Origin of the sequence: Flavobacterium johnsoniae (assembly GCF_001879205.1) — a bacterium.
Taxonomy (GTDB): Bacteria; Bacteroidota; Bacteroidia; order Flavobacteriales; family Flavobacteriaceae; genus Flavobacterium; species Flavobacterium johnsoniae_A.
This window is the reverse complement of record NZ_MLFK01000006.1, coordinates 328471-351966: the sequence shown is the minus strand read 5'-3', so window position 1 is coordinate 351966 and position 23496 is coordinate 328471. Positions and strand designations below refer to the sequence as shown.

Sequence of the window (23496 nt, the reverse complement as noted above, 5' to 3'; positions counted from 1 at the left end):
ATTTAAGTTTAATGTGGTATTTAAGTTAAGCCAGATTTATTGGAAGAAATTCCAAACCAAACCAAATCTGATTACGAAATCACGATATGGATTATCAGGCGCTGCATAATAATTGCTTTTTGCGAATAATGCGTTCAAATGTTCTGCTTTTAAATAGAAACGTGTTTGACGTATTCTAGCGTTTATAAAAACATCAAAAGTGGCATAATTACCAATTTCTTTTGTGTTCTGAACAAAAAATTCTCCAATAACCGGGTTGTAACTATTACCATAATATTTGGTAAAATAATTAAATACAATTCCTCCCTGAGCGTATAATGCCTTTTTGAAAAAGTAGTTGGTGTAATAAAATGTATTTCGGGTTACAAAATCAGGAACATTTAAAATCAAATCTGACTGATCTACTTTTTGATATAATAAAGTATTATCTAAAGCAAATTTTCCAAACTTAAATTCTCTATTTGCCTTAATTTCTAAATAATTTATTGCATTTCCATATTGAGTTGGTTTTATAATTTGTGTTCGTACTGCTGCTTCTGCTGCTGTAGATACGTCTGCAAAATATAAGTGATCATTTAATACCGTATATTGAACTTCTGCATTTACCCATGGTGTAGACACAACAGCTCCTAACAAATTAATTTTTTCGTTTTTAAAATTATTCGACCAATTGTACTCTACGTAACTACTCTGGTATAAGTTATAATTATTGTTTGGCAGTTTATTAATATTTCTATATCTGAAATCAAACTGTATTTTCTCGTTTAGGTTGTAACGTAATTTTGCATCCAAATCAGATAATGACTGGTTGGTAATAGATCTTGTATACAAAAAGCGTCCGTTCCATTTATTCTTTTGATATTCAAATTGCCCTCCAACATTATTAATCTGTAAAAATAAATTATCCGGAATAACATTTCCTGAAGCATCTATCAAAATTCGATTATACTTGTAGTTTGATCTGTAATCGTCTACAAAAAAATTAAATTTTCCTAAAAGAGAATTTTCATAAGCCACTCCCACTTTATTATAAAGTCTTTCAAAGTGTGTTTGATCATTTATACTGCTTGTTACATAAGATTCTCCAAAACGTTTTACTGGCAAAGATATTCCATCAACTGTTGAAAGAACCGTTGGCTGTTTGTATTCGTATGATTTATTTTCGTAGTTAAATTGATGATTTATATACAAATTGTTGTTTCCGTTTTTCGGATTTATTCTAAATGCATGATCAAAAAACAAACGTCTTCCTTTTAATAATGACTCTGCATCTGTCAAATAAACTTGTAATCGCTGACGGTTTTTAAAATCCGGATCGTCACTTTCGAAATCTGCCGTTGTTGTAATACCGCCATTTTCTTCGTTCATATTATCCTGATAGGTATAATGCGCATTTAGTGCATATCGTCTGTTGGTCGTCGCATAGCTTGTAGTAAATCTAAAACTTCCGGAACTCACTAGCTGATTTATATAATCTCCTTCTGAACGCAAGCCTCTGTAGGCAATAGAAAAATTAAGGTTTTTTGATGTATTTAGTGTAATAAACGAATCTACGTTTTGTCCTTTGTTTATTGTGGTGTTGAAAAATAATTCAGTTAAAGGTGTTGGAGCTGAGTAATATCTTACTTCATCGGCTTGTATGTAATTATAATGTTTGGCACTAAAACCAATTTCGGGGTACGGTGAAAAACTAGTTAAACTATATTGTAAAGTATTCAATGGCAAACCAATATTTGAAAACTCTAAAAGACCAAAAAGATCTTTTCTAAGATGGTTTTGTTTGTATGCGCTTTTAATAGTCAGGGAAGTATCTACATAAGTGGTATCATGCTCTAAAGTAATTATATGATACTGATCTATCTTGGCTACTATTGACTTTTTCTTTTTAACTGTGTCTGTTATACTTGAATATTGTGTATTCATATCTAAACTACTTTTTGGAGTAGTTTTTTCCTGAGAAAACAATAAGGCTGGTACAATTAATAGATATAGAAAAATGAATATTCTCATTTGATAGCGTTATATAAAATTATTTCGGCAATTTTTGTTGAGCAAAGGTAAAAGATAAAAACGTATAAACGAAAAAAAACAAATTCTTAGTATTTTAATTATCTATAAAAAAACCGTCTCAAGTTAACTTGAGACGGTTAATTATTTAGCTCCTTATTAGAGACAAGATAACCTGCACGAATACTAATTATCTATTACTATTTATATCTTTAGGAATTAAAGGATTAGCATCAATTTCTGCTTGAGGGATTTTTAGGAAAAACTTTTTATCATCAACGCTCAAGTTTGCTGCCTCTCCAATTCTATGATTTCCTGTTCTAATAATCCCTTTTCTTAAACGTTTTGCATCAAACCATTCGACACCAACTTCAGCATACAATTCTTTTCTTCTTTCAATTAAAATTTCATCAATTAACGCGGATCCTGTATTTGAAGACATTATGGCATTTACATCTCGATTCTTTTGTAATACAAAAAGTAGATTATGCGCCCCCTCGTTATCTCCCAAATTTGCTTTAGCTTCTGCTTCAATTAGGATCATCTCAGGAGTTCTAATAATAGGATTATCTCCCGCAAAACTAAATGAAAACTTGCGTGTTATCCAATACCTGTAATCATTAACATCTGATATTGAAGCACTTTTCATTTGAAAATACCCCCTAACATCTGTTGGAGAGAATAAACTAACAAAATCTTTATTAATAAATGTTGCAGCATAGGATGGTACCATATGATCAGTCATAACAGCTGGGGCATTATAATAATAATTCGTTTGATCTGATCTTTGTGCGCTTCCCCAAATCCATTCAATATTAGAATAATCGTCAAATCCTAAACGATAACTCGCAGCATTTAATACTGCCAAAGGGTTTCCTCCATATGCCGCTTTTGCAGCAATTTCAGCACCAGACCAATTTCCCATTACTTGATAAACCTGAGCTAAAATACCATTAGCAACACTTTTATTAATATATGATTTGCCCAAACGATCTTCCTTTAACCCATCAACTGCTTTTATTAAATCTGACTCGATAAATTTATATAACTCTCCAACAGTTGACATAGAATTTCCAATCATAGATAAACCTGTATAAATTGGAGGAGCAGGATAATTAACATCAACCGAATAAGATGGACAGAATTCTAAAACCAACTGGTGATAGAAAAATCCTCTCAAAGCATATCCATAGCTGGTTAACTCTTTTTTATCATCTACTGATAACGCATTGCTTTCTTCAACTCCAGAAATTAAAGCATTTGCCTGATTAATCATATAATAGCAGTAATTCCAAGTAAATATAGTTCTTCTATAAGTAGGTTCTCTATTAGTATTTGCGTAATCAGATCCGAACCATGTATCAGACTGAATTAAATCATTTCCTTTCAAACTTCTTGCAAAAAAAATCGAATTAAGACCTGCGGAATCTACGTTTGTATATTGTCCTCTGAAGCGTCTCATTATTCCTGAAATGAAAGCTTCTACTCCTTCTCGTGAACTAAAAACAACCGTTTCAGAAACACCAGCTGTTGGTTGTGGCTCGTCAAGAAAATCTTTGCTACAACTCGTCACTATAAGTAATGCCACTATGGCAATGAAAATTCTTGAAATTAAATTTTTCATGTATTTTTTATTTTAAAATTCTAAATTAAGTCCGCAAGAGATTATTCTTAAGTTATAAGACCTACTATCCGTTGTTCCTGCAAGATTCTGCTCTGGATCAAGTCCTTTATGAGATTGGAAAGTAAATAAATTATCTCCTTGGAAATATAATCTTAGTTTAGAGAGACTGGTTCTATCAAGAACACTTTGCGGGAAATTATAACCAAAATTTAAAGACTTAAGTCTAACGTAGTCATTTCTAAATAAAAATCTTGTAGATTGAGAATTGAAATCATTATTTGACGCCAATAATAATGGTACATTAGTAATGTCTCCAGGGTTTTGCCAACGATTTTCAATATCCTTACTAGCTGCTCTACCTGCTGATTTAAGACCTTCCATCAAACTAGCATAACTACTATCATATATATATGAACCACAACTGAAATTAAATAGTATATTTAAGTCAATGTTTTTATATCTGAAAAAATTTGTAAATCCACCAACGAAATCAGGTAAAGAAGATTTATTAACATAATACCTTGTAGCTTCAGAATAAACTTTAGTTGTAACTCGTTCACCTGTTGGTTTACCATCAGCTCCTAGTACGTCCTTATACCACATTCCATAACCTGTTTCTGGATCTACACCTGCCCAGTCCTGAAGATAAAATTCATATAAAGAGCGTCCAACTTCCCATCTTTTGGTTCCATTAATAAAACTTGCTTGTGTAAGTTGGGTAATTTCATTTCTATCAAAAGACAAATTCAAGCCTGAAGTCCAATCAAAATTTTGAGTTTTAATATTTTTTGAGTTCAAAGAAAATTCCCATCCGTAATTTCTTAAGGATCCCACATTTGTAGTAATACCAGTATTACCTGTAGAGCCTGGAAGAGGTTTGGTATAAATTAAGTCAATAGATTTTTTATTATAATAATCAATTGTCCCCGTTAATCTGTTTTTGAATAATCCAAAATCAACTCCTATATCTGTTGAAGCCGTTTTTTCCCATGTTAATAATCGATCTACAGCAGAACCTAATACAACCCCTGTATTATCTAATTCGTTATACCCCGATTCAAATAATTGTTTATAAGGAAAATAGTTGGGGTTTCCATCAGCATCTAACGTTTGATTATTACCTAATTCTCCATAAGAACCTCTTAATTTTAAGTCACTAATGATAGTATTTTCTTTTAAGAAATTCTCCTGAGATATTAACCATGAACCTCCAACAGAATAAAAATTACCCCATCTAACATCCGAATTAAATCTCGAAGAACCATCTCTTCTATAACTTCCTTCTATAAAATATTTTTCTTTATAATTATAGGCTAATCGTCCAAGATAACTAGAAATCCTCTCTTCTGATATATATCCCCCAACACTAGATGGAGTAGTACTTCCATCCAATACTTTAACTCCAGGTAAAAAACCTTCTCCTTGCGCTCTCATAGCATCAATTTCGAATTTATAAGCTTCTTGTATTAAATCTGCAGAAAAGTTATGGTTACCAAAAGATTTTTTATAATTCAAACTATTAATCAAATTTGTAGATGTCGTAATATCTCTATCCTTAGTAATCCTTCCACCTACACTAGCCGCATATCCAACTTCACTACTAGCATAATTAGAATAATCATTTAAATATCTATCATAAGCTAGATTAGTTTTAAAAGTTAAATCCTTTGCTAATATGAATTCTAAGTAAGCATTTGCTGTATAGTTTTCACGCTTATAACCTACCTTGTAATTATATAATGAACCATAAGCATTTTCATTATTTAATTGAGGTCTACTTCCGTTAAATGCTTGCCCTGGAGTAGATCCGTAATCAAAAATTTTCTGTCCATTTGAATCTAGTGTTAAATCACCCGAGGCATTTCTTTGATATACTGGATAAATTGAAGGAATAGTATAAATCCATTGAATAGCACTTTGAAAACTAGTACCACTCTGAGAAGGAAAATTTTGATTTGATGTCGAATAAAACATTGTTGTTCCAACTTTAAGCCAATTATTTACTTTTGAATCAACACTCAAACGTGTTGTAACACGTTCAAACTTTGAAGTAACCACATTTCCTTCCTGAGATAAATAATTTGAAGTAAAAAAGTATCTTGTATTATTACTACCACCAGAAACAGATAAAGTATTTTCTTTTCTGACAGCTGCATTATTTAACATTAGATCTGCCCAATCAGTATCCCATTTTTTTTCAGTTGTTACTAAATTACCATTTGCATCAACTGGATTTGCAACCGTATAAGGATTATAACCTAATCTTGAAATTAATGAGTTAGAAGCATTTAAACCAGCCGTTTCGGCCGTTTGTTTATTAACATATTGATTTGCATTTTTAATAGCTTCCCATGTCAATTTCATATAATCATCTGAGCTTACTAATTTTTGCAAGGGAACAGCACTATCAGCAAATCCAACTGTGCTTGTAAAACTAATTTTTGGAGCTGAATTTAATTTTCCCCTTTTTGTTGTAATAAGTATAACTCCATTAGCCCCTCGAGAACCATAAAGAGCTGTTGATGATGCATCTTTTAAGACACTCATAGATTCAATTTGATCAGAACTTATTGAGTTTAAATTTCCACTAAAAGGTGCTCCATCCAATATAATTAAAGGTTCAGCAGAAGCATTGATAGAACCAACACCTCTAATTCGAATAGTAGGATTTTCACCTGGCATACCTCCAGACGAAATAACATTAATACCCGCCACACTGCCTTGCAAAGCGTTTAGTACATTCGCATTTTGTTGTTTTTCGATAACATCAGAATTAACAACTGCAAGTGATCCAACTATTGATTTAAGTTTTTGTTTACCATAAGCCACAACAACTACTTCTTCCAATTCTTTTCCATCTTCTTTCATTTTAGCATTTACTGTAGAACTGCTTCCAACCGCAGCTGTAAAATCCTGCATTCCCATGTACGAAAAAACCAAAACATCTCCCGTTTTTGCCTTTACTGAATATTTACCATCAAAATCAGTTTGTGTGCTGTTTTTTGTTCCTTTTACAATCACGTTAACTCCCGGAACAACACCACTTCCATCCGAAACAATTCCTGAAATTGTTCTTTCTTGTGCAAAAGAGAACAGAACACAAAAGAGTAACAATAATGTTAAAATAGACGTAAATTTTAATTTCATCCTAAATCATTTTAAGTTAATAAGCCGACAAAATTGAAATTATTTTCCTACATTAACAATTTTAAAGTGTTAAATAATTGAATACTTTTCTTACTTTTTTATTGTTTCAAATAATCAAACTCGAAATTTTTAACAAAAAACATCCTTTTAGAAATAATCTTAATTTATTTATAGTCACAACGTGGTTAATCTAAAAAATAAAAACAAAACGTTAAAAATTAAGACTTTAAATATTTTACATTATAATGCAAAGGGATTTAATCGTTTTTTTTATCATATTTTTTCAATAAGTTTTAGAAAAAAATATAATATTTGCGATTAAACAAATTAGCATGCTGCAACTTAATTATTCGGGATTTATTCTGGAAACCGGCACTGACGAAGCCGGCCGTGGATGTTTAGCGGGGCCTGTAACGGCTGCTGCCGTAATTTTACCCGAAGCATTTGAGAACAAAATATTAAATGACAGTAAACAATTGTCTGAAAAAGCACGGGCACTTCTAAAACCTGTAATTGAAGAACAGGCACTTTGCTTTTCAGTAACTCACTTATTTCCAAATGAAATAGACGAAATAAATATTTTAAATGCTTCTATGAAAGGAATGCAGGAGTGCATATTGAAATTAAAACATGTTCCTGAATATATCATTGTAGACGGTAACCGGTCTTTAAATGCAAAATTGGGATTGAAAAATACTTTTGGAAGACAATTTTCTGATGAAGAAATAAAACTATTAAAATCGATTCCAAATCAAAGCATTATTAAGGGAGATGCAAAATATTTAAGTATTGCCGCAGCTTCGATATTGGCTAAAACATATCGGGATGAATACATGGACCAAATTCATGAAGAATTCCCTATGTACAACTGGAAACAAAACAAAGGATATCCCACAAAAGAACATCGCGAAGCGATTAAAAAATATGGTACAACAAAATACCATCGAATGAGTTTTAGACTTTTACCAGATCAATTAGAGCTCAATTTCTTCGAATAACAAAAAAAGACTTATCTTAAAATGATAAGTCTTTTTTGTTACGAATTTCAGCTTAAACTATTCATCTTTCTGAATGCCAGTCGAGGTGCAATCCTAAAAAGCAAATACAGTAGTTTGACTTTTGAAACCCTTATTTCTGTTTTGTTTCTGGCAATTCCCTTCATCATTTCTAAAACGGCTTTCTCCGGCGAAATAGCAATTTTCGGTACATTCCCTTTATGCCATGGAGTATTTACTACCGGAAACAAAACTTCAATTACTTTTATTTTTTCACTTTTAAACTGTTCTCTCAAAACCTGAGTAAAAGAATGCAGCCCCGCTTTTGCTGCGTTATAAAAAGGATAAATGCTTCTTGGAACATAAACCAGACCTGTGGTAATATTTATAATTTTTGGCTGTTTATTTTCGATCAAAACCGGATATACTAGTTTAACCAATCGTATTGGAGCAATTAAATTTACAGCAAATTCGTCTTGCATTTTTTCTAAAATAAAATTGTCTTTCAAAAAACTGCTCTTGTTTGCTATTGCCGCATTGTTGATCAAAACATTAGTTTGAGAATAATTAATTCGCAGCCATTCGACGAAATCTTCGCATTGTAATTCTTGTGCAATGTCGCATTGATAAATAATCAAATCAGGCAGCTGCTTTTTCGCATTATTAAGTTTCTCTAAAGAACGTGAACAGGCAATTACTTTATTTCCTTTTTCAATAAACTGTTTACACATTTCAAGTCCTAAACCCGAGCTGCCTCCGGTTATAACAATTGTACTATTTATAATTTCCATAACTTCTGTTTTTAAATTAGGAATCAAAAATAGTTTTATCCATAAAGGATTACATTGATCTATGTTAAGCCTTATATTTTCTTTTTATACGACTGAGTGACTCGGGCTGAATACCTAAATAAGAAGCTATAATTTGCTGAGAAATTCGGTTTTCTAAGTTTGGAAATTCAGCCGTAAAGATTTCATATCTTTTCTCAGCATCTAAAAGCAGTAACTCTCTTTCGCGTTTTTCTTTTATGCAAAAAGCCTTTTCGATTATTTGAAGTAAAAAAATATTCCAAAACGAATTCTGATCTTTTATCTTCTGCCAGTTCTTATAATCAATTTCAAGAATTTCGGATTCTTCTAAAGCTTCAATCGAAAAATAAGAGGAACTATTCTGAATCATAGCCGAGTACGAACTGATAAAGCTGTTTTCTAGTATAATGCTTTTTGTAAACTCATTTCCTTTTTCATCAACATAAACATACCTGAACAAACCTTTTATTACAAAAGCCATCTTTTTTGGGATTTGCCCTTCGCTAATAAAATAATCGCCTTTGGATATTGTTTTAGGTTCCGAAATATTCCACAATTCATTTAATTCTTTTTCCGGAAGATTTAAATGATTTAAAAGTGTTTTCTTATTTTCCAATTTCTGCGATTCATTTTTGGCAACAGGCTGCATAATTATGAGTTTTAGGATTAATTGCCTTGAGTGTTAAATTAAACATCCAAAATCAATTAAAAATACGAGTTAAAAACCTATAAGTCAAGAATATTTAAAACTAGCTGCATAAAGATTTTTCCTGAAAGAATATTTTCAACTCCTTTTCCCATGCCGAAATATTTTCAGATGAAGCTCTATCTGCTTTATCAAAGTAAAAATGATGTTTAATTTCTAAACCACTGTATGCAAAAATTCCCGTATCTGAAGTTAGAGCCAAAGCCTTATTCATCCCCATAGCCTCATATTCGTCATTTGATTTTCCGTGAGAATTAACAATAATAGTTTGTTTTCCGTTCAGTAATCCTTTTTGAACACCCTGATCGTATCGATACGCAAATCCATAACTAAAAACACGATCAATATAACCTTTCATAATAGCCGGCATTCCTGTCCACCAAATTGGGTAAATAAAAATAATCTGATCGGCCCAGGAAATAAAATCCTGTTCTGTTTTTACATCATCAGCCACTTGTCCCATTCTTTGGCTGCGCATATCATCCAATGAAAGAACAGGATTAAAATTAATTTCATTTAAATCTCGAACTACAATTTCATCTCCTAATTTTTCGAGGCTTTCTACAATCGTTTGTTTAAAGAAATGGTTTAAACTTGCTGCATTTGGATGTGCGTAAATAATTAAATTTTTCATGTTTTCTATTTTTAAAGATTCAACATGACAAATGTAAAATGCAAGTTGCAGCAGCAATTGTAAGAAAACGAAATCTCCTTTAAAGCTCTTTTGAACTGCAGATATCGTTTTGAAATTTGAGAAATTTTGTTGGTGAAATATTCATATAGTATTTAAAGTCATGAATAAGCTGGCTTTGGTCGTAATAACCACATTCGTCAACAACAGTTAGCCAATCTGTTTTAGATTCATTTACTATATTTTTTTGTATTTGATTTACCGCTTTTAAAAACCTTTCATAGCGATTTGCTTCTTTCATAGTATAGCCAAAAATTTTCTTTTGATTAAGCTGAATATTTCTTTCTGTCTGCTTGAGTTGTGAAGCAATTGTTTTAATCGGGTCTAAATTCTCATTTTGAAAATCTGTTAAAAGTGTTGTTATTTCTTTTTGTTCTCGTAAATAAGGCTTGCAGAAATCTAAAATATAATCGACACGTTCTTGTGTATCAGAAAGTTTTTGAAGTTCTTCCCATAAAAGAGTAAAGCAATTTTCATTAATTAAATCATCAGGATGAATGGGCAGAGAATCAAAAAGGGCATTACCAAAGAATCTGTAAAAAGCATCTTCCTTAAAATTGGCTGCCAAAATTTCTGAATTGGGTTCCAGAGTATAATCAAAAGCTTGTTTTACAGGTCCTAAAACAATACATTTTTCAACCTCCAAAAAAGTATGCTGCTGCGATTTTAAAGATGATTTTGTTCCGAAGTTAAAAACCAGAATGGTTTGAAAACTCGGCAATAAAGTTTTTGTGATAGGAAATTCTGTTTTATTTTCGGCGAAATAAAAGTGCGAAAAAACAGTTTCAAATGCTGAAGGAACTGCAATCCTGTAATTGTTATTTTCTTCAGCATTTTTCATTCTATTATTTTTTTTAGAAGCTTATTTAATAAATTCTGCTTCAAATAAATGCGTTAAATGTTTTATGATTTTAGACTTTACTTCGTCTTCATCTACTTTTTCGACGCCAAGTTCAACGTTTAAAGAGGTGACACCTTTTCCGCGAATACCGCACGGAATTATATTATCAAAATAACCTAAATCTACATTTACATTTAAAGCAAATCCGTGCATGGTTACCCATCGTGAAGCGCGAACGCCCATAGCACAAATTTTACGGGCAAAAGGAGTTCCAACTCCAAGCCAGACTCCGGTCTCGCCTTCGCTCCTGCCCGATTCTAATCCGTATTCTGCTAATGTCAAGATCACGGATTCTTCAAGTAAACGCAAATATTTATGAATATCTGTAAAGAAATTTTCTAAATCCAGAATGGGATAACCCACAATTTGTCCCGGCCCGTGATACGTAATATCACCGCCGCGATTGATTTTATAAAAAGTTGCTCCTTTTGCTTCGAGCTGTTTTTCATTTAACAATAAGTTCTCTAAATCACCGCTTTTACCCAAAGTATAAACATGCGGGTGCTCAACAAATAATAAATAATTTGGTGTTGGCTGCTCAAGTTCTTCTCGTCTGTTTTTGATTTTTAAATCGACAACATCCTGAAAAAGTTCTTCCTGATATTCCCAAGTCGATTTATAGTCTCTGTTTCCCAGATCCTGAAGTTGAATTTTTTTATTCATTTTAATTATTTTTCAAACTCAACATCAAAGTTCAGTTTGTCAGGATTCTCCATATAATCCGTGAAAGGGTATTGAATTGTAATTGATTTTCGGTCGTCGCTGAATAAAGCGTTTGGATTGGATACTTTTTTGATCTTTTTTGGAAAATGATACTTCACTACATACGTCGACGAAGCAAACATCATTTTAGACATATCTCCGGCAGAATCTTTGGCTTTTTCGGCCTTTTTTTGAGTATCGATAACGGCTTTTCTGGTAAATTTCTTCCCGTCGTAGCTGTAACTTAATTTACTGTTATTGTTTCCAAAACCATTTCCAAAAGGAGACGCAGGTGCTGCTCCTCCTTCTAATTTTTGAAGCGTACTAAGTGTTTGCAAAATATCCTGCATTTCATTTACATTTTTAAAATCACTTGACAAGGTCATTAAAAACTGTTTTTTCTCAGCATTCATTTTAGTATTAACTACAAAATTTTCGAGTTTTTTAATTTCTTTCTGCGCTTCTGCCGATAATTTTGCGATGCTGTCTTTTTTCTCTTCAAACACTTGTTTAAAGGTAAAAGTCGTATCTACATCTTTTTTAGCATCAGCTCCCATTTGGCTTCCAATTTGATCACCGGCCATTTCCATTAAAGCAGAGCCGTCCATGTCTACAGAAAATTTTCCGGTTCCATTATCATTAATGTAAATATTTTCGGTAAAAGTGCAGCTAGTTAAAGTTGCTATTAAAAAAGAAAAACTAAGTAGTTTGTATAATTTCATCGTAGTATAATTTTTTATCAAATATACGAACTCTATTTTGTTTTTAAAGATTCTGAGGTTCTGAGATTCTAAGCTGCTGAGATTTTATATTGTGTAATCGTTAATTTGTTTAATTGTTTAGTGAAAATTGACCACAGATTTTACCGATGAAACGGGTTTATACTTTTTTTGCAGTGTGAAACTTTGCCAAAGTTCGCATTAACATAATCTGCGTAAATCCATTTCATCGGTAAAATCAGCGCACCATTCATACATTATTTTATAGATTGAAACCCAATAAATTGCTGCAGCAAAAAATCTAAAAACTGCATTCTAAAATCTACATTCTTTTCTTTATCTTTGCACACTTAAAAAAAGAGCACAAAATGGCATTATCAGAACAAGAAATCATCCGAAGAGAAAAACTTCAAAACTTACGCAGTCTGGGAATCAATCCTTATCCAGCTAATCTTTTTCCTGTAAATCATACTTCTAAGCAAATAAAGGAGTCATTTGAAGAAGGTAAGAAGGTTATCGTTGCGGGTCGTTTGATGAGCGTGAGAGATCAGGGAAAAGCTTGTTTTGCTGAATTGCAGGATAGCGAAGGACGTATTCAATTATATGTAAATCGCGATGTTTTGTGTGAAGGTGACGATAAAACTTTATACAACCAGGTCTTTAAAAAATTAACTGATTTAGGTGATTTTATTGGTATTGAAGGTGAATTGTTTACTACAAAAGTGGGTGCGCAATGTGTTCGCGTTGACGGTTTTACTTTCTTAAGCAAAACATTACGTCCGCTTCCTTTACCAAAAGTTGATGAAGAAGGAAACGTTCACGATGCATTTAATGATGCAGAGTTACGTTACAGAATGCGTTATGTAGATTTAACAGTTAACCCACACGTTAAAGAAACTTTTATTAAACGTACAAAGTTGTTCAGCGCAATGCGTGGTTATTTTAATGATGCAGGATATCTTGAAGTTGATACGCCGGTATTGCAGTCAATTCCTGGTGGTGCAGCCGCAAGACCTTTTATTACACATCATAATTCGCTTGATATTCCGCTTTACATGCGTATTGCAAACGAATTGTATTTAAAAAGATTAATTGTTGGTGGATTTGAAGGTGTTTATGAGTTCTCTAGAAACTTCCGTAACGAAGGAATGGACAGAACGCATAATCCTGAATTTACTGCCATGGAAATATATGTAGCTTACAAAGACTACAACTGGATGATGGAATTTGCAGAAGGCTTATTAGAGCATTGTGCAATTGCCGTAAACGGTACAAGCGAAGTGACTTTTGGAGAACACAAAATCAACTTTAAAGCGCCTTACGCCCGCGTTACAATGACCGATTCTATCAAACATTTTACTGGTTTTGATATTTCAGGAAAAACAGAACAGGAATTGTTTGAAGCAGCAAGAGGAATGGGAATCGAGGTTGACGAAACAATGGGTAAAGGAAAATTGATTGATGAAATTTTTGGAGCTAAATGTGAAGGAAATTATATTCAGCCAACTTTCATTACAGATTATCCAAAAGAAATGTCTCCTCTTTGTAAAGAACATAGAGATAATCCAGATTTGACTGAGCGTTTTGAATTAATGGTTTGCGGAAAAGAAATCGCAAACGCATATTCTGAATTAAATGATCCAATTGACCAGCGTGAGCGTTTTGAAGATCAAATGCGTTTAGCTGCAAAAGGCGATGATGAAGCAAACGGAATTATCGACGAAGATTTCTTAAGAGCTCTTGAATACGGTATGCCTCCTACTTCCGGAATGGGAATTGGAATGGACCGTTTGATTATGTATTTAACAAATAATGCATCGATTCAGGAAGTTTTATTGTTTCCGCAAATGCGTCCGGAGAAAAAACAAGCTCAGATTGAATTGACTGAAGAAGAAAAAGTAATTATTACTTTATTGAAAGGAAACGAAAATAAAATGGAATTAGCGCAGCTAAAAGTTACTGCTAACTTAAGCGGAAAAAAATGGGATGCGTCTATGAAAAACTTATCTAAACATGGTTTGACTAAAGTTGTCGTTGACGGCGAGTTTAAAACTGTGGAATTGGCAGGATAATTTTCGTTTTATTTTATTATAAATGCAACCCGATAGGTTTTATAACTTATCGGGTTTTGTATTTTTAATAACTCTTAAAACGAATACTTCTCTAAACTCTTCCCCTGGATGTCCAAAATCTTTGTACTTTCTTTAGGAATATCTCCTTTTACTTTTTCCTGTACAGAGGGGTTTGAAGGATATTTTCCATTTTTCATTTTCAGAAGATGAAATTTTCCCCCTGTTTCAAAAATAAGATCGTAAAACTTTTCAGTTGAAGACGTGGTTACATATATCGGGAAATCGGTTACGGTAAAACGATTAATCACACTTCCGTCATTGTTTAGAATATATCCTGTACAGCCTCCGCTTCCGCAGAAATAAGAGTTTGAAAAACCTACGAAATACTCATTTTTCTGATCATTATTTAAATCGAAAGCTTCATAGTAAAAAAACCGGTCATCTTTTGTCATTGCCGGCAAATCATTTTTTAGTAAATCTTTTAATTTAGTTCTGATCTGCTCGACTGCTTTATCTTCTTTTGCAGGAGTATCACTTACATCTGCTGTACCTGCTGCTGTTTTTGACAATGTGTCTTCGGCAATTGTTTTAATAACATTTTTCGATTCTGTTTTATCTTTATTCTGACAAGAGAACATTCCTAAAACCATTAACGCAATTAATATTTTACTTTTCATAATTAATATTTTAAGTTCTACATTTATTTTTAAGCCAATAATGCTGCTTGATTCTCGATGTTATTCTGAGTCAATAAGGATTGGATATTATGGAAGGTTACCAATGCAATCTGCGTTAAAGCTTCGTTAGTAAAAAATGCCTGATGCGCGGTTACCAAAACATTGGGAAAACTCATTAAACGCTGGATTGCATCATCCTGAATAATATCTGCTGATAAATCTCTAAAGAAAAGTTTCTCTTCCTGTTCGTAAACATCGATTCCCAGATAACCAATTTTACCTTCTTTTAGACCTTCGATAACGGAGGCAGTTTCTATTAATCCGCCACGGCTTGTATTGATAATCATAACACTATCCTTCATCAATTCAATTGATTTTTTATTGATAACGTGCTTTGTTTGGTCATTTAAAGGGCAATGAAGCGAGATAATATCACTCGATTTAAAAATTTCATCCAAACTAACAAAAGCAACTCCGTCTTTTATCATTTCATCATTTCTAACAATATCATAGGCCAAAACTTTGCATCCAAAACCTAATGCAATTTTAGCAAAGGCTTTCCCTATATTCCCAGTCCCAATGATTCCGATTGTTTTTCCAAATAAATCAAATCCCAACAAGCCATTAAGTGAGAAATTTTGTTCCCTCACTCTGTTGTAGGCTTTATGTGTTTTTCGGTTTAAAGTCAAAATCATAGCTATGGCATGTTCTGCAACGGCCTGAGGTGAATAAGCAGGAACACGACAAACTTTTAAACTGTACTTTTTTGCTGCTTCTAAATCAACATTATTGAAACCGGCACAGCGTAATGCAATTATTTTTACCTTTTTTTCGGCCAATTGCTTAATCACTGCTTCGTTTACAATATCGTTTACAAAAACACAAACTATATCGGCATTTTCAATTAAAATGACTGTTTGCGGATTCAATTGTGTCTCAAAAAAATCCAATTCAAATCCAAAATCAACATTGTACTTATTAAAGAATGCTTTATCATAAGGTTGTGTAGAGAAAAAGGCAATTTTATTATTCATAAGATTTGTTTTTGGATTTATACTTAATTGTTATCTTAAAAATAAGCAATTAAATTGGTATTTCGCAAGAATAAACTGCTTTAATAAACTACATTATACTGTGTTAAATAAGCGATTCTAACAATATAATTAAACCAAATCAGTTTATTATAGTCTAAATGCTATAACCTTAAAAAGAAACAAATCATGAAAAAATTATTAATTGCAGCTATGTTATTTGTTGGAATAGCAAGTTTTGCACAAGAGACTGATCAAAAACCGTCACGCGAACAGAGAGAAAGATTAACTCCGGAACAACGTAATGAAAAGCAGTTACAAAAGCTAACTACAGAATTGAGTTTAGATGCCAATCAGCAAGCTCAGGTAAAACAATTGCTGGCTGACCGAAGTGCCAAAGCAGAAAAACTTAGAGAAGCGAGAAAAGATAATAAAACAAAACCAACAGAAGCAGAAAGAGAAGCTTTTAGAAATGAGTTGAAAGCTGAAAAAGATGCTAATGATGCTAAAATGAAAACAATTCTAACTGCTGATCAATACACGAAATGGCATTCTTTACAAGAAAAAAATAAAGAAAAAGCCAGAGAAAAAATGAAAGAATACAAAAAAGAAAACGAATAATTTCGTTTACCAAAAGAGGCCTCAAGCCTCTTTTTTTATTTCATAATAGACTTTATATTTTAATTAATAGTTTCTGTTAAATAAAAGATAAATCTGACAATTCAATTAAACTTAGCAAACTCTTTGAAGTCTAAAGCATATAAACCTTTAAAAAAACGAAAAATGAAAAAATTATTTATTGCAGCTTTATTGTTCGTTGGAATGGTAAGTTTTGCGCAAGACATCAATCAGAAAACGCCACGTGATCAACGAGAAAAATTAACTCCGGAACAACGTAGTGAAAAGCATTTACAAAAATTAACTTCTGATTTGAACTTAGATAAAAAGCAGCAGGAACAAGTCAAACAACTTTTAGCAGAAAGAAATGCTAAAGCTGAAAAATTTAGAGATACCCGAAAAGACAGTAAAACAAAACCAACTGCCGAAGAAAGAGAAGCTTTTAAAAAACAAATTGCTGCTGAAAGAGAGGCAAACGATGCCAAAATGAAAGCGATTTTAAATGCTGATCAATACACAAAATGGACATCTCTTAAAAAAGAACACAGAGGACATCATGGCAAAAAAAATCATAAAGGTGAGTTCAAAAGCCCGCAAGAACGCGATCAGGCACATTTGCAAAAACTAACAACAGATTTAAATTTAAATGCCGATCAGCAAAAACAAGTCGGCGAACTTTTATCTGAAAGAAGCACCAAAATGGCAATGCTTAAAAAAAGCAGAGGGGATGCAAAACCAACTGATGCTGAAAGAAAAGCCATGAGAAAACAAATGGAAGAAGATCACAAAGCGGCCGATGCAAAAATGAAATCTATTCTGAATGCGGATCAATATAAAAAATGGACTGCGATTCAAAAAGAACGCAAGGATAAAATGAGAGAACACAGAAAAGATAAAATGTAATTGAAACAAAAAAAGAGGCTTTAAAAGGCCTCTTTTTTTATATTATTTTATTGGATTTAATATCAAATCAATTCTTTTGATACAATCTTCGTAGTGGTATTTGGTTTCGGTATTTATTGCTCCTGCTTTTGCAGCAACAATTGATTTTCGTAATGCACTTAATTCTCCTCTAACTAAAGCTCTAAGATCAGACTGTGCAGTGTTGTAATATATGAATGACTTATCTGTCGGTTTAATCTCCTCAGTCATTAAATACCCCATTCTGTCAATATAAGCACGTTGTAAATTTCTGCGATATACTGTTACATTAGCAGCTGTGCCTGACTCTTTCCAAATACCTTTGCGAATATCTTTAAAGAAATCCAAAGCTTTGTAATTATCCCCGCTTAGAATTTCATTATCCATTAATCTTCCTATTCGTCCTAAAGTCATTAAACTATAAAGCTGCCTTACTTGTAGATTTCTAAACTTTTCTGTGTAACCCGCAAACTCTGTATTTTGTAAAGTTTTTACATTTACAATCCAAGTTGGCGATTCAAAAGCATTTTTCTGAAGCCAGTTCATTGCTTCAATTTGTTTTGCTTTCGGAACTACTTCATAAACACTTCCCGCTTGATTTGGCTTTTTGGTATTCTCATAAATCCCTCCTACATTGGTTACAACATGACCAGTATAACGACTCCAGCAATCTAGTAACTCTTTGTATAATTCGTCTAAATCTTCGTAATTATTAGTAACATTACTTGTCCATTCGTTTAAATGACTGGCTACATATTCTAAATTTTTAAGTCCGTACGAACTTGCTTTCATTGAATTATTTCCAATATCTTCTGTTTGAGAAGTTGGATCAAAAGCACTGCTTTGTTTCCCAAATTTATAAATAGGATTTCCTGCTTTATCCAAAATCCATTTGTCTAAAACTGCAACTTCTGCCTCTGGAGATTTTGCATTCGGAATCACTCTATATCCCCAGTTTAAGGCATAATGATCGTAAGCTCCCATTTTACGGATAAAGCGAATATTTTTATCTCCAGGCTGTGCGATATAATTAAAACGTGCATAATCCATTATACTGGCCGAAATCCCGTTTTGCTGCGTAAAATCACCATTTCTATAACTTTCGACATCATACGCGCAGCTTGCCCCCATATTATGCGGAAACCCCAGAGCATGTCCTACTTCGTGCGCAATTACCATTCGCATCATTTCTCCCATTTCTTCATCAGCGGTTTGCAAAGTTCTGGCTGACGGATTTGCTGCTCCGGTTTCTAACAAATATCTGTTTCTGTAAGATCGCAAATGATTATGATACCAGATAACATCACTTTCGATAATTTCTCCGGTTCGAGGATCAGAAACACTCGGGCCAACTGCATTTCGGGTTGTACTTGCCACATATCTAATGACCGAATATCGAATATCTTCGGGACTAAAATCCGGATCTTCTTCTTTCGTTGGAGCATCTTTAGCAATTATAGCATTTTTAAAACCAGCTGTTTCAAAAGGTTTCTGCCATTCTTCAATTCCTAATTTGATATATTTCTTCAACTTTTCCGGAGTGGCAGGATCTAAATAATAAAGGATAGGCTTTATTGGTTCAACCAATTCTCCTCTATTATAGGCTTCCGGATCTTTAGGTTCTAATCTCCAACGTTTAATATAAGTTTTAAGGTCAGATTTCAATTCGTTGCTTCCATAATCGTATTGACTTACCGTAAACCAACCCACACGCGGATCTGCCAATCTCGGTTTCATTGGCACTTCGGGCAGTAAGATCATCGATTGATTCATTTGAATGCTTATTGATTCTGTTTCTTCTAACATAGAAGGTTTTGAAGCATTATAAGTCATATCCTGAATTACCTCAATATTCATCGGGAAACTTTTAATCGTATTGATAAAACTTCTCGAATCATCCAATCCTTTTACTTTGTAAGTTTCGCGCATTTCTGCAGTTATACCGCTGATTGCCTTAACATCTGTACTATAAAATTTCGTAACATCAATAACCGTATTGGCAGAATCTTTACTAAAAGCAACGATATCAAAAGCAAATAATGTAGGTTCATAATTATTTGATTTTACGGAAATACTAATAGGCAGTGTATCGTTTGCAACCGAATTATATGATTTAGATTTGATGAGAATCTTATCCTGAAAACGCTGCCAGACAATTAATTGCTCATTGGTTTCAGAGCCAGCATTTACATATCCGCCGCCTAAATTGGATGGAAGTTTAGAAAGTCTGCTCACTAAAAGCATGTCTTTTTCTAGATATTTATTCGGAATTTCAAAATAATATTTTTTATCTACTTTATGAACCGTAAACAATCCCTCATCAGATATAGCGTCTTTGGTTATAACTTTACTGTATTCTTTAATCGTCGATTCTGCTTTTTTTTCGGGAGGAGCACTAACTGGTTCTTCTTTTGATTTTTTCTTGCGCGATTGAGCATATTGTGAAGTACTAAACAGCATAAAAACTGTCATCATTATAAAAATGAAAAATCTCTTCATTTATTATTGGTTTTATGGTTATTTTCCAAACAAAAATAAATTTTATTCTAAATATTTAAGAAAAAACAGCACTATTAACTTTATATTAACTAAAATTAATTCAGACTTTAAACCATAAAAAAAGGTTCAGCTTTAATGAAAAAGCTGAACCTCAAATTGAAAAAAAATATAATCTATTTTCTAATATTTAAAAAGTTTTTGAAACCTTATCGATTGCATTTATAGTAAAATCTAAATCTTCATAAGTTAAAGCATCTGTAATAAACCAGGTCTCATAAGCAGATGGTGCGATATAAATTCCTTCCTGCAATAATCCATGAAAGAATTTCTTAAACGTTTCATTATCTCCTTTTGCCGCCGTTTGAAAATCGGTAACCGGATTAGCATCAAAGTGAACAGAAATCATAGAACCCACTCTATTGATGGTAAAAGTGACATTATTTGCTTTTAAAACTCTGTCGATTCCTGCTTCTAAATAAGCTGTTTTTTCTTCTAAACGGGTAAAAATTTCGCGGTCCTCGTCTAATGCTTTTAACATTGCCAGTCCGGCAGCCATTGCTAACGGATTTCCTGATAAAGTACCTGCCTGATAAACAGGCCCAAGAGGCGCTAAATAATTCATAATTTCTTCGCGTGCCGCAAAAGCTCCAACCGGAAGTCCGCCGCCAATTACTTTTCCGAACGTTACAATATCAGCATCAATACCATATAATTCCTGAACTCCGCCGCGAGCCAGACGGAAACCCGTCATAACCTCATCAAAAATCAGTAAAATTCCGTTTGCTGTACACAACTCTCTTAAACCTTCCAGGAAACCTTTTGCTGGTGGGATACATCCCATATTTCCTGCAACTGCTTCGATAATAATCGCCGCAATTTCCCCTTTATTAGCTTCGACTAAAGTTTTTACATTTTCTAAATCATTGTACTTAGCTAGCAAAGTATCTTTTGCAGTTCCTTCTGTAACTCCTGGACTATTTGGAGATCCAAAAGTTACGGCACCACTTCCTGCCTGAATCAAAAATGAATCTGAATGTCCGTGGTAACAACCTGCAAATTTTACTATTTTATCTCTTTTTGTAAAGCCGCGAGCCAAACGAATCGCGCTCATACAAGCTTCTGTACCTGAATTTACAAATCTAATTTTATCAATATTCGGAACCATCGAAACGGCCAAAGCTGCGATTTCGGTTTCCAGTTCTGTAGGCATTCCAAATGAAGTTCCCAGTTTTGCTTTTTCGATTACTGCATCAACAACCGGCTGATACGCATGACCCAAAACCATTGGCCCCCAAGAGTTGATGTAATCTATTAATTTGTTTCCGTCCTCATCGTATAAATAAGCACCTTTGGCACTTTTTACAAAAATTGGAGTTCCGCCTACTGCTTTAAATGCTCTTACTGGTGAATTTACTCCTCCCGGAATTACTTTTTCTGCTTCAGCAAAAAGCTGACTACTTCTTTTATATAACATTTAATTTTAGATTTTTGAGTTCAGATTTCAGATTAGAAACTGAAAACTTATTTTTGGATTTTAAATTAACTTTAAACTGAAAACTGTCAACCGAGACTGAAAACTTATTTCACTTTCAACCTCTGCCCAATTGAAATAGCATTATCAGTCAGGTTATTTTTCCTTTTCAAATCGTCAACTAATAAATTGAATTTCTTTGAAATGGAATATAAAGTATCTCCTTTTTGAACTTCATATGAATTCGGGTCGTATGAATTCATATTTATCTTTGGATCAGAATTCGCCACTGAAGATGAACTTCTTGCTGGAGCCGAAGTATTGATTGGTACGTAGTTTCTTCCTGTAACCTGACAATCGTATTGATGCAGATTGTAACGCTCAATATAACTAACTAACTTGTCTGGATATTTTGGATCTGTTGCATAACCTGCCGCTCTCAATCCTTTTGCCCAGGCTTTATAATCGTCTTTTTCGAGAGTAAATAAAGCTTCGTATCTCTTTTTTCCAACCAAAAACAAAGCGTGGTCTCTATAAGATTCTGCCGCTTCCGGATATTTCCTAAAACACTCCTGAGCCGAATCATCGTCGTGACGGACACTTTCTCCCAGCCAGTCTTTATGGCATTTTATTCCGAAATGATTATTAGCTTCAAGCGCCAAATCGCCTCTTCCTGCACCCGATTCTAAGATTCCCTGCGCCAAAATAATACTGGCTGGAATTCCATACGTTTTCATATTTCCAATTGCAATATCTTTGAATTGTAAAATATAATTGTTAATCAAATCGCTGGTTACAACTGTTTTTGAAGTAGATTGAATAACCTCAGTTGTATTATTTGTAGAAGGGTATTTAGCTGTAGGTTTAGAATAAACAGGCTTTTTAGCTGCTGCTGTTCTTGTTTGATGCACAGCCGCTTTTTTGGTCGTTGCGATAGCAGGCTTGCTTGACGAACAGCTTGCCAAAACTATAACTGTAAAAAGCAATACAATTTTTTTAATCATTGTTTTTTGAGTATTGGTAATTTTTTCTGCTTCAATTTTATGTTCATTCCTTCAATTCCCTGTAATCCCCCGGTGTGAATGAGTAAAATTTTTGAATGTGCAGGAAAATAATTTCTGCCTATTAAATCTATAACGCCAAAAACCATCTTTCCTGTATAAATTGGATCTAAGGGCACTTTTGTTTCTTCAAAAAAAGTGTTGATAAATTCAATTAATTCTAAATTTATCTTTCCATAACCTCCAAAATGATAGTCAGAAATCAAATTCCAGTTATCTTTTTTTGCAAAAATACGAATTTCATCGGTTAAAAAGTCACCTTTTAACGCCGGAAAACCTAAAATTTTCTGATTTGGCAGCGAATTATTAATTAATCCCGAAATTGTACCACCAGTTCCAACAGCACAGCAAACGTAATTAAAAACGGAATCTTCGGCTGTTAAAATCTCTTCACAGCCTTTTACCGCTAATTCGTTTGTGCCGCCTTCAGGTACTAAATAAAAATCGCCAAACTTCTCTTTTAGCTTTTCAACAAACGCAGGATCGTTTTTTAAACGGTAATCTTCACGCGAAACAAACTCAAACTGCATTCCGTTTTCCTGAGCAAATTTCAAGGTTGGGTTTTCTTCAATTTTATCAAAAAGCTCATCACCGCGAATAACTCCAATTGTTTTAAACCCCTGCTCCTTTCCGGCATACGCCGCAGCAGTAATATGATTGGAAAAGGCACCGCCAAAAGTCAGCAGTGTTTCCTTGTTTTCGGCTTTCGCCTGAAGCAGATTGTATTTTAACTTTCTAAATTTATTCCCCGAAACAAACGGATGAATTAAATCTTCACGCTTTATCGTTAAGGAAATATCATTTGGATAATTAATTGAAATATGTTGATTAAAAACTGGGTTCAT

19 protein-coding genes are annotated in these 23496 nt (G+C 33.3%); 4 read left to right on the top strand and 15 right to left on the bottom strand.

Annotated elements, in window-relative coordinates; genetic code table 11:
• Window positions 1–36: 36 nt before the first annotated feature.
• The 3 genes from BKM63_RS10765 to BKM63_RS10755 all read right to left on the bottom strand — a co-directional run bounded on the left by BKM63_RS10765 (window position 37) and on the right by BKM63_RS10755 (window position 6778).
• Window positions 37–2010 (bottom strand): putative porin, encoded by a 1974-nt coding sequence (locus tag BKM63_RS10765; RefSeq protein WP_071636604.1) that lies wholly within the window; start codon window positions 2008–2010, stop codon window positions 37–39.
• 187 nt (window positions 2011–2197) lie between these two features.
• A complete protein-coding gene (locus BKM63_RS10760; RefSeq protein ID WP_071636603.1) occupies window positions 2198–3631 on the bottom strand; it encodes a RagB/SusD family nutrient uptake outer membrane protein in 1434 nt (477 codons plus the stop codon).
• A 12-nt stretch (window positions 3632–3643) separates the two neighbouring features.
• Window positions 3644–6778, bottom strand: a complete 3135-nt coding sequence (locus BKM63_RS10755; protein ID WP_071636602.1) for a SusC/RagA family TonB-linked outer membrane protein — start codon at window positions 6776–6778, stop codon at window positions 3644–3646.
• A gap of 332 nt (window positions 6779–7110) precedes the next feature.
• On the opposite strand from BKM63_RS10755, the gene BKM63_RS10750 reads away from it, so the two are divergent.
• On the top strand, window positions 7111–7776 hold the full coding sequence (locus BKM63_RS10750; protein WP_071636601.1) for a ribonuclease HII: 666 nt from the start codon (window positions 7111–7113) through the stop codon (window positions 7774–7776).
• Window positions 7777–7823: 47 nt separating this feature from the next.
• Here the strand turns inward: BKM63_RS10750 and BKM63_RS10745 are convergent, their stop codons facing one another.
• From BKM63_RS10745 to BKM63_RS10720, 6 genes are all read right to left on the bottom strand, one after another.
• On the bottom strand, window positions 7824–8564 hold the full coding sequence (locus BKM63_RS10745; RefSeq protein WP_071636600.1) for an SDR family oxidoreductase: 741 nt from the start codon (window positions 8562–8564) through the stop codon (window positions 7824–7826).
• A 64-nt stretch (window positions 8565–8628) separates the two neighbouring features.
• Entirely contained in the window at window positions 8629–9231 is a 603-nt protein-coding gene (locus BKM63_RS10740) for a Crp/Fnr family transcriptional regulator (RefSeq protein WP_083572214.1), read from the bottom strand.
• A 100-nt stretch (window positions 9232–9331) separates the two neighbouring features.
• Window positions 9332–9922 carry an NAD(P)H-dependent oxidoreductase gene (locus BKM63_RS10735; RefSeq protein WP_071636599.1) on the bottom strand — a complete coding sequence of 197 codons (591 nt, stop codon included), beginning with the start codon at window positions 9920–9922 and terminating at the stop codon, window positions 9332–9334.
• Between the two features lie 79 nt (window positions 9923–10001).
• Window positions 10002–10820 carry an AraC family transcriptional regulator gene (locus BKM63_RS10730; RefSeq protein WP_071636598.1) on the bottom strand — a complete coding sequence of 273 codons (819 nt, stop codon included), beginning with the start codon at window positions 10818–10820 and terminating at the stop codon, window positions 10002–10004.
• Between the two features lie 21 nt (window positions 10821–10841).
• Complete coding sequence (gene lipB, locus BKM63_RS10725; protein ID WP_071636597.1) at window positions 10842–11543, bottom strand: lipoyl(octanoyl) transferase LipB; 702 nt, start codon at window positions 11541–11543, stop codon at window positions 10842–10844.
• A 5-nt stretch (window positions 11544–11548) separates the two neighbouring features.
• Window positions 11549–12304 carry a hypothetical protein gene (locus tag BKM63_RS10720; RefSeq protein ID WP_071636596.1) on the bottom strand — a complete coding sequence of 252 codons (756 nt, stop codon included), beginning with the start codon at window positions 12302–12304 and terminating at the stop codon, window positions 11549–11551.
• Window positions 12305–12669: 365 nt separating this feature from the next.
• On the opposite strand from BKM63_RS10720, the gene lysS reads away from it, so the two are divergent.
• Entirely contained in the window at window positions 12670–14373 is a 1704-nt protein-coding gene (lysS, locus tag BKM63_RS10715) for a lysine--tRNA ligase (protein WP_071636595.1), read from the top strand.
• A 74-nt stretch (window positions 14374–14447) separates the two neighbouring features.
• Here the strand turns inward: lysS and BKM63_RS10710 are convergent, their stop codons facing one another.
• Both BKM63_RS10710 and BKM63_RS10705 read right to left on the bottom strand, forming a co-directional pair.
• Window positions 14448–15050, bottom strand: a complete 603-nt coding sequence (locus tag BKM63_RS10710) for a hypothetical protein (protein ID WP_071636594.1) — start codon at window positions 15048–15050, stop codon at window positions 14448–14450.
• A 29-nt stretch (window positions 15051–15079) separates the two neighbouring features.
• Complete coding sequence (locus BKM63_RS10705; RefSeq protein ID WP_071636593.1) at window positions 15080–16084, bottom strand: 2-hydroxyacid dehydrogenase; 1005 nt, start codon at window positions 16082–16084, stop codon at window positions 15080–15082.
• A gap of 186 nt (window positions 16085–16270) precedes the next feature.
• Here BKM63_RS10705 and BKM63_RS10700 point away from each other — a divergent pair, with 186 nt between their 5' ends.
• Window positions 16271–16702, top strand: a complete 432-nt coding sequence (locus tag BKM63_RS10700) for a hypothetical protein (protein WP_071636592.1) — start codon at window positions 16271–16273, stop codon at window positions 16700–16702.
• Window positions 16703–16864: 162 nt separating this feature from the next.
• Complete coding sequence (locus BKM63_RS23875; protein ID WP_242661130.1) at window positions 16865–17602, top strand: hypothetical protein; 738 nt, start codon at window positions 16865–16867, stop codon at window positions 17600–17602.
• 42 nt (window positions 17603–17644) lie between these two features.
• Here BKM63_RS23875 and BKM63_RS10690 read toward each other — a convergent pair whose 3' ends face one another.
• From BKM63_RS10690 to BKM63_RS10675, 4 genes are all read right to left on the bottom strand, one after another.
• A complete protein-coding gene (locus tag BKM63_RS10690) occupies window positions 17645–20119 on the bottom strand; it encodes a zinc-dependent metalloprotease (protein ID WP_071636591.1) in 2475 nt (824 codons plus the stop codon).
• Window positions 20120–20306: 187 nt separating this feature from the next.
• On the bottom strand, window positions 20307–21593 hold the full coding sequence (gene hemL, locus BKM63_RS10685; protein ID WP_071636590.1) for a glutamate-1-semialdehyde 2,1-aminomutase: 1287 nt from the start codon (window positions 21591–21593) through the stop codon (window positions 20307–20309).
• A 104-nt stretch (window positions 21594–21697) separates the two neighbouring features.
• Window positions 21698–22594, bottom strand: coding sequence for a glucosaminidase domain-containing protein (locus BKM63_RS10680; protein WP_071636589.1), 897 nt, complete (start codon window positions 22592–22594; stop codon window positions 21698–21700).
• A complete protein-coding gene (locus BKM63_RS10675) occupies window positions 22591–23496 on the bottom strand; it encodes a 1-aminocyclopropane-1-carboxylate deaminase/D-cysteine desulfhydrase (protein ID WP_071636588.1) in 906 nt (301 codons plus the stop codon). The genes BKM63_RS10680 and BKM63_RS10675 overlap by 4 nt, the downstream gene beginning before the upstream one ends.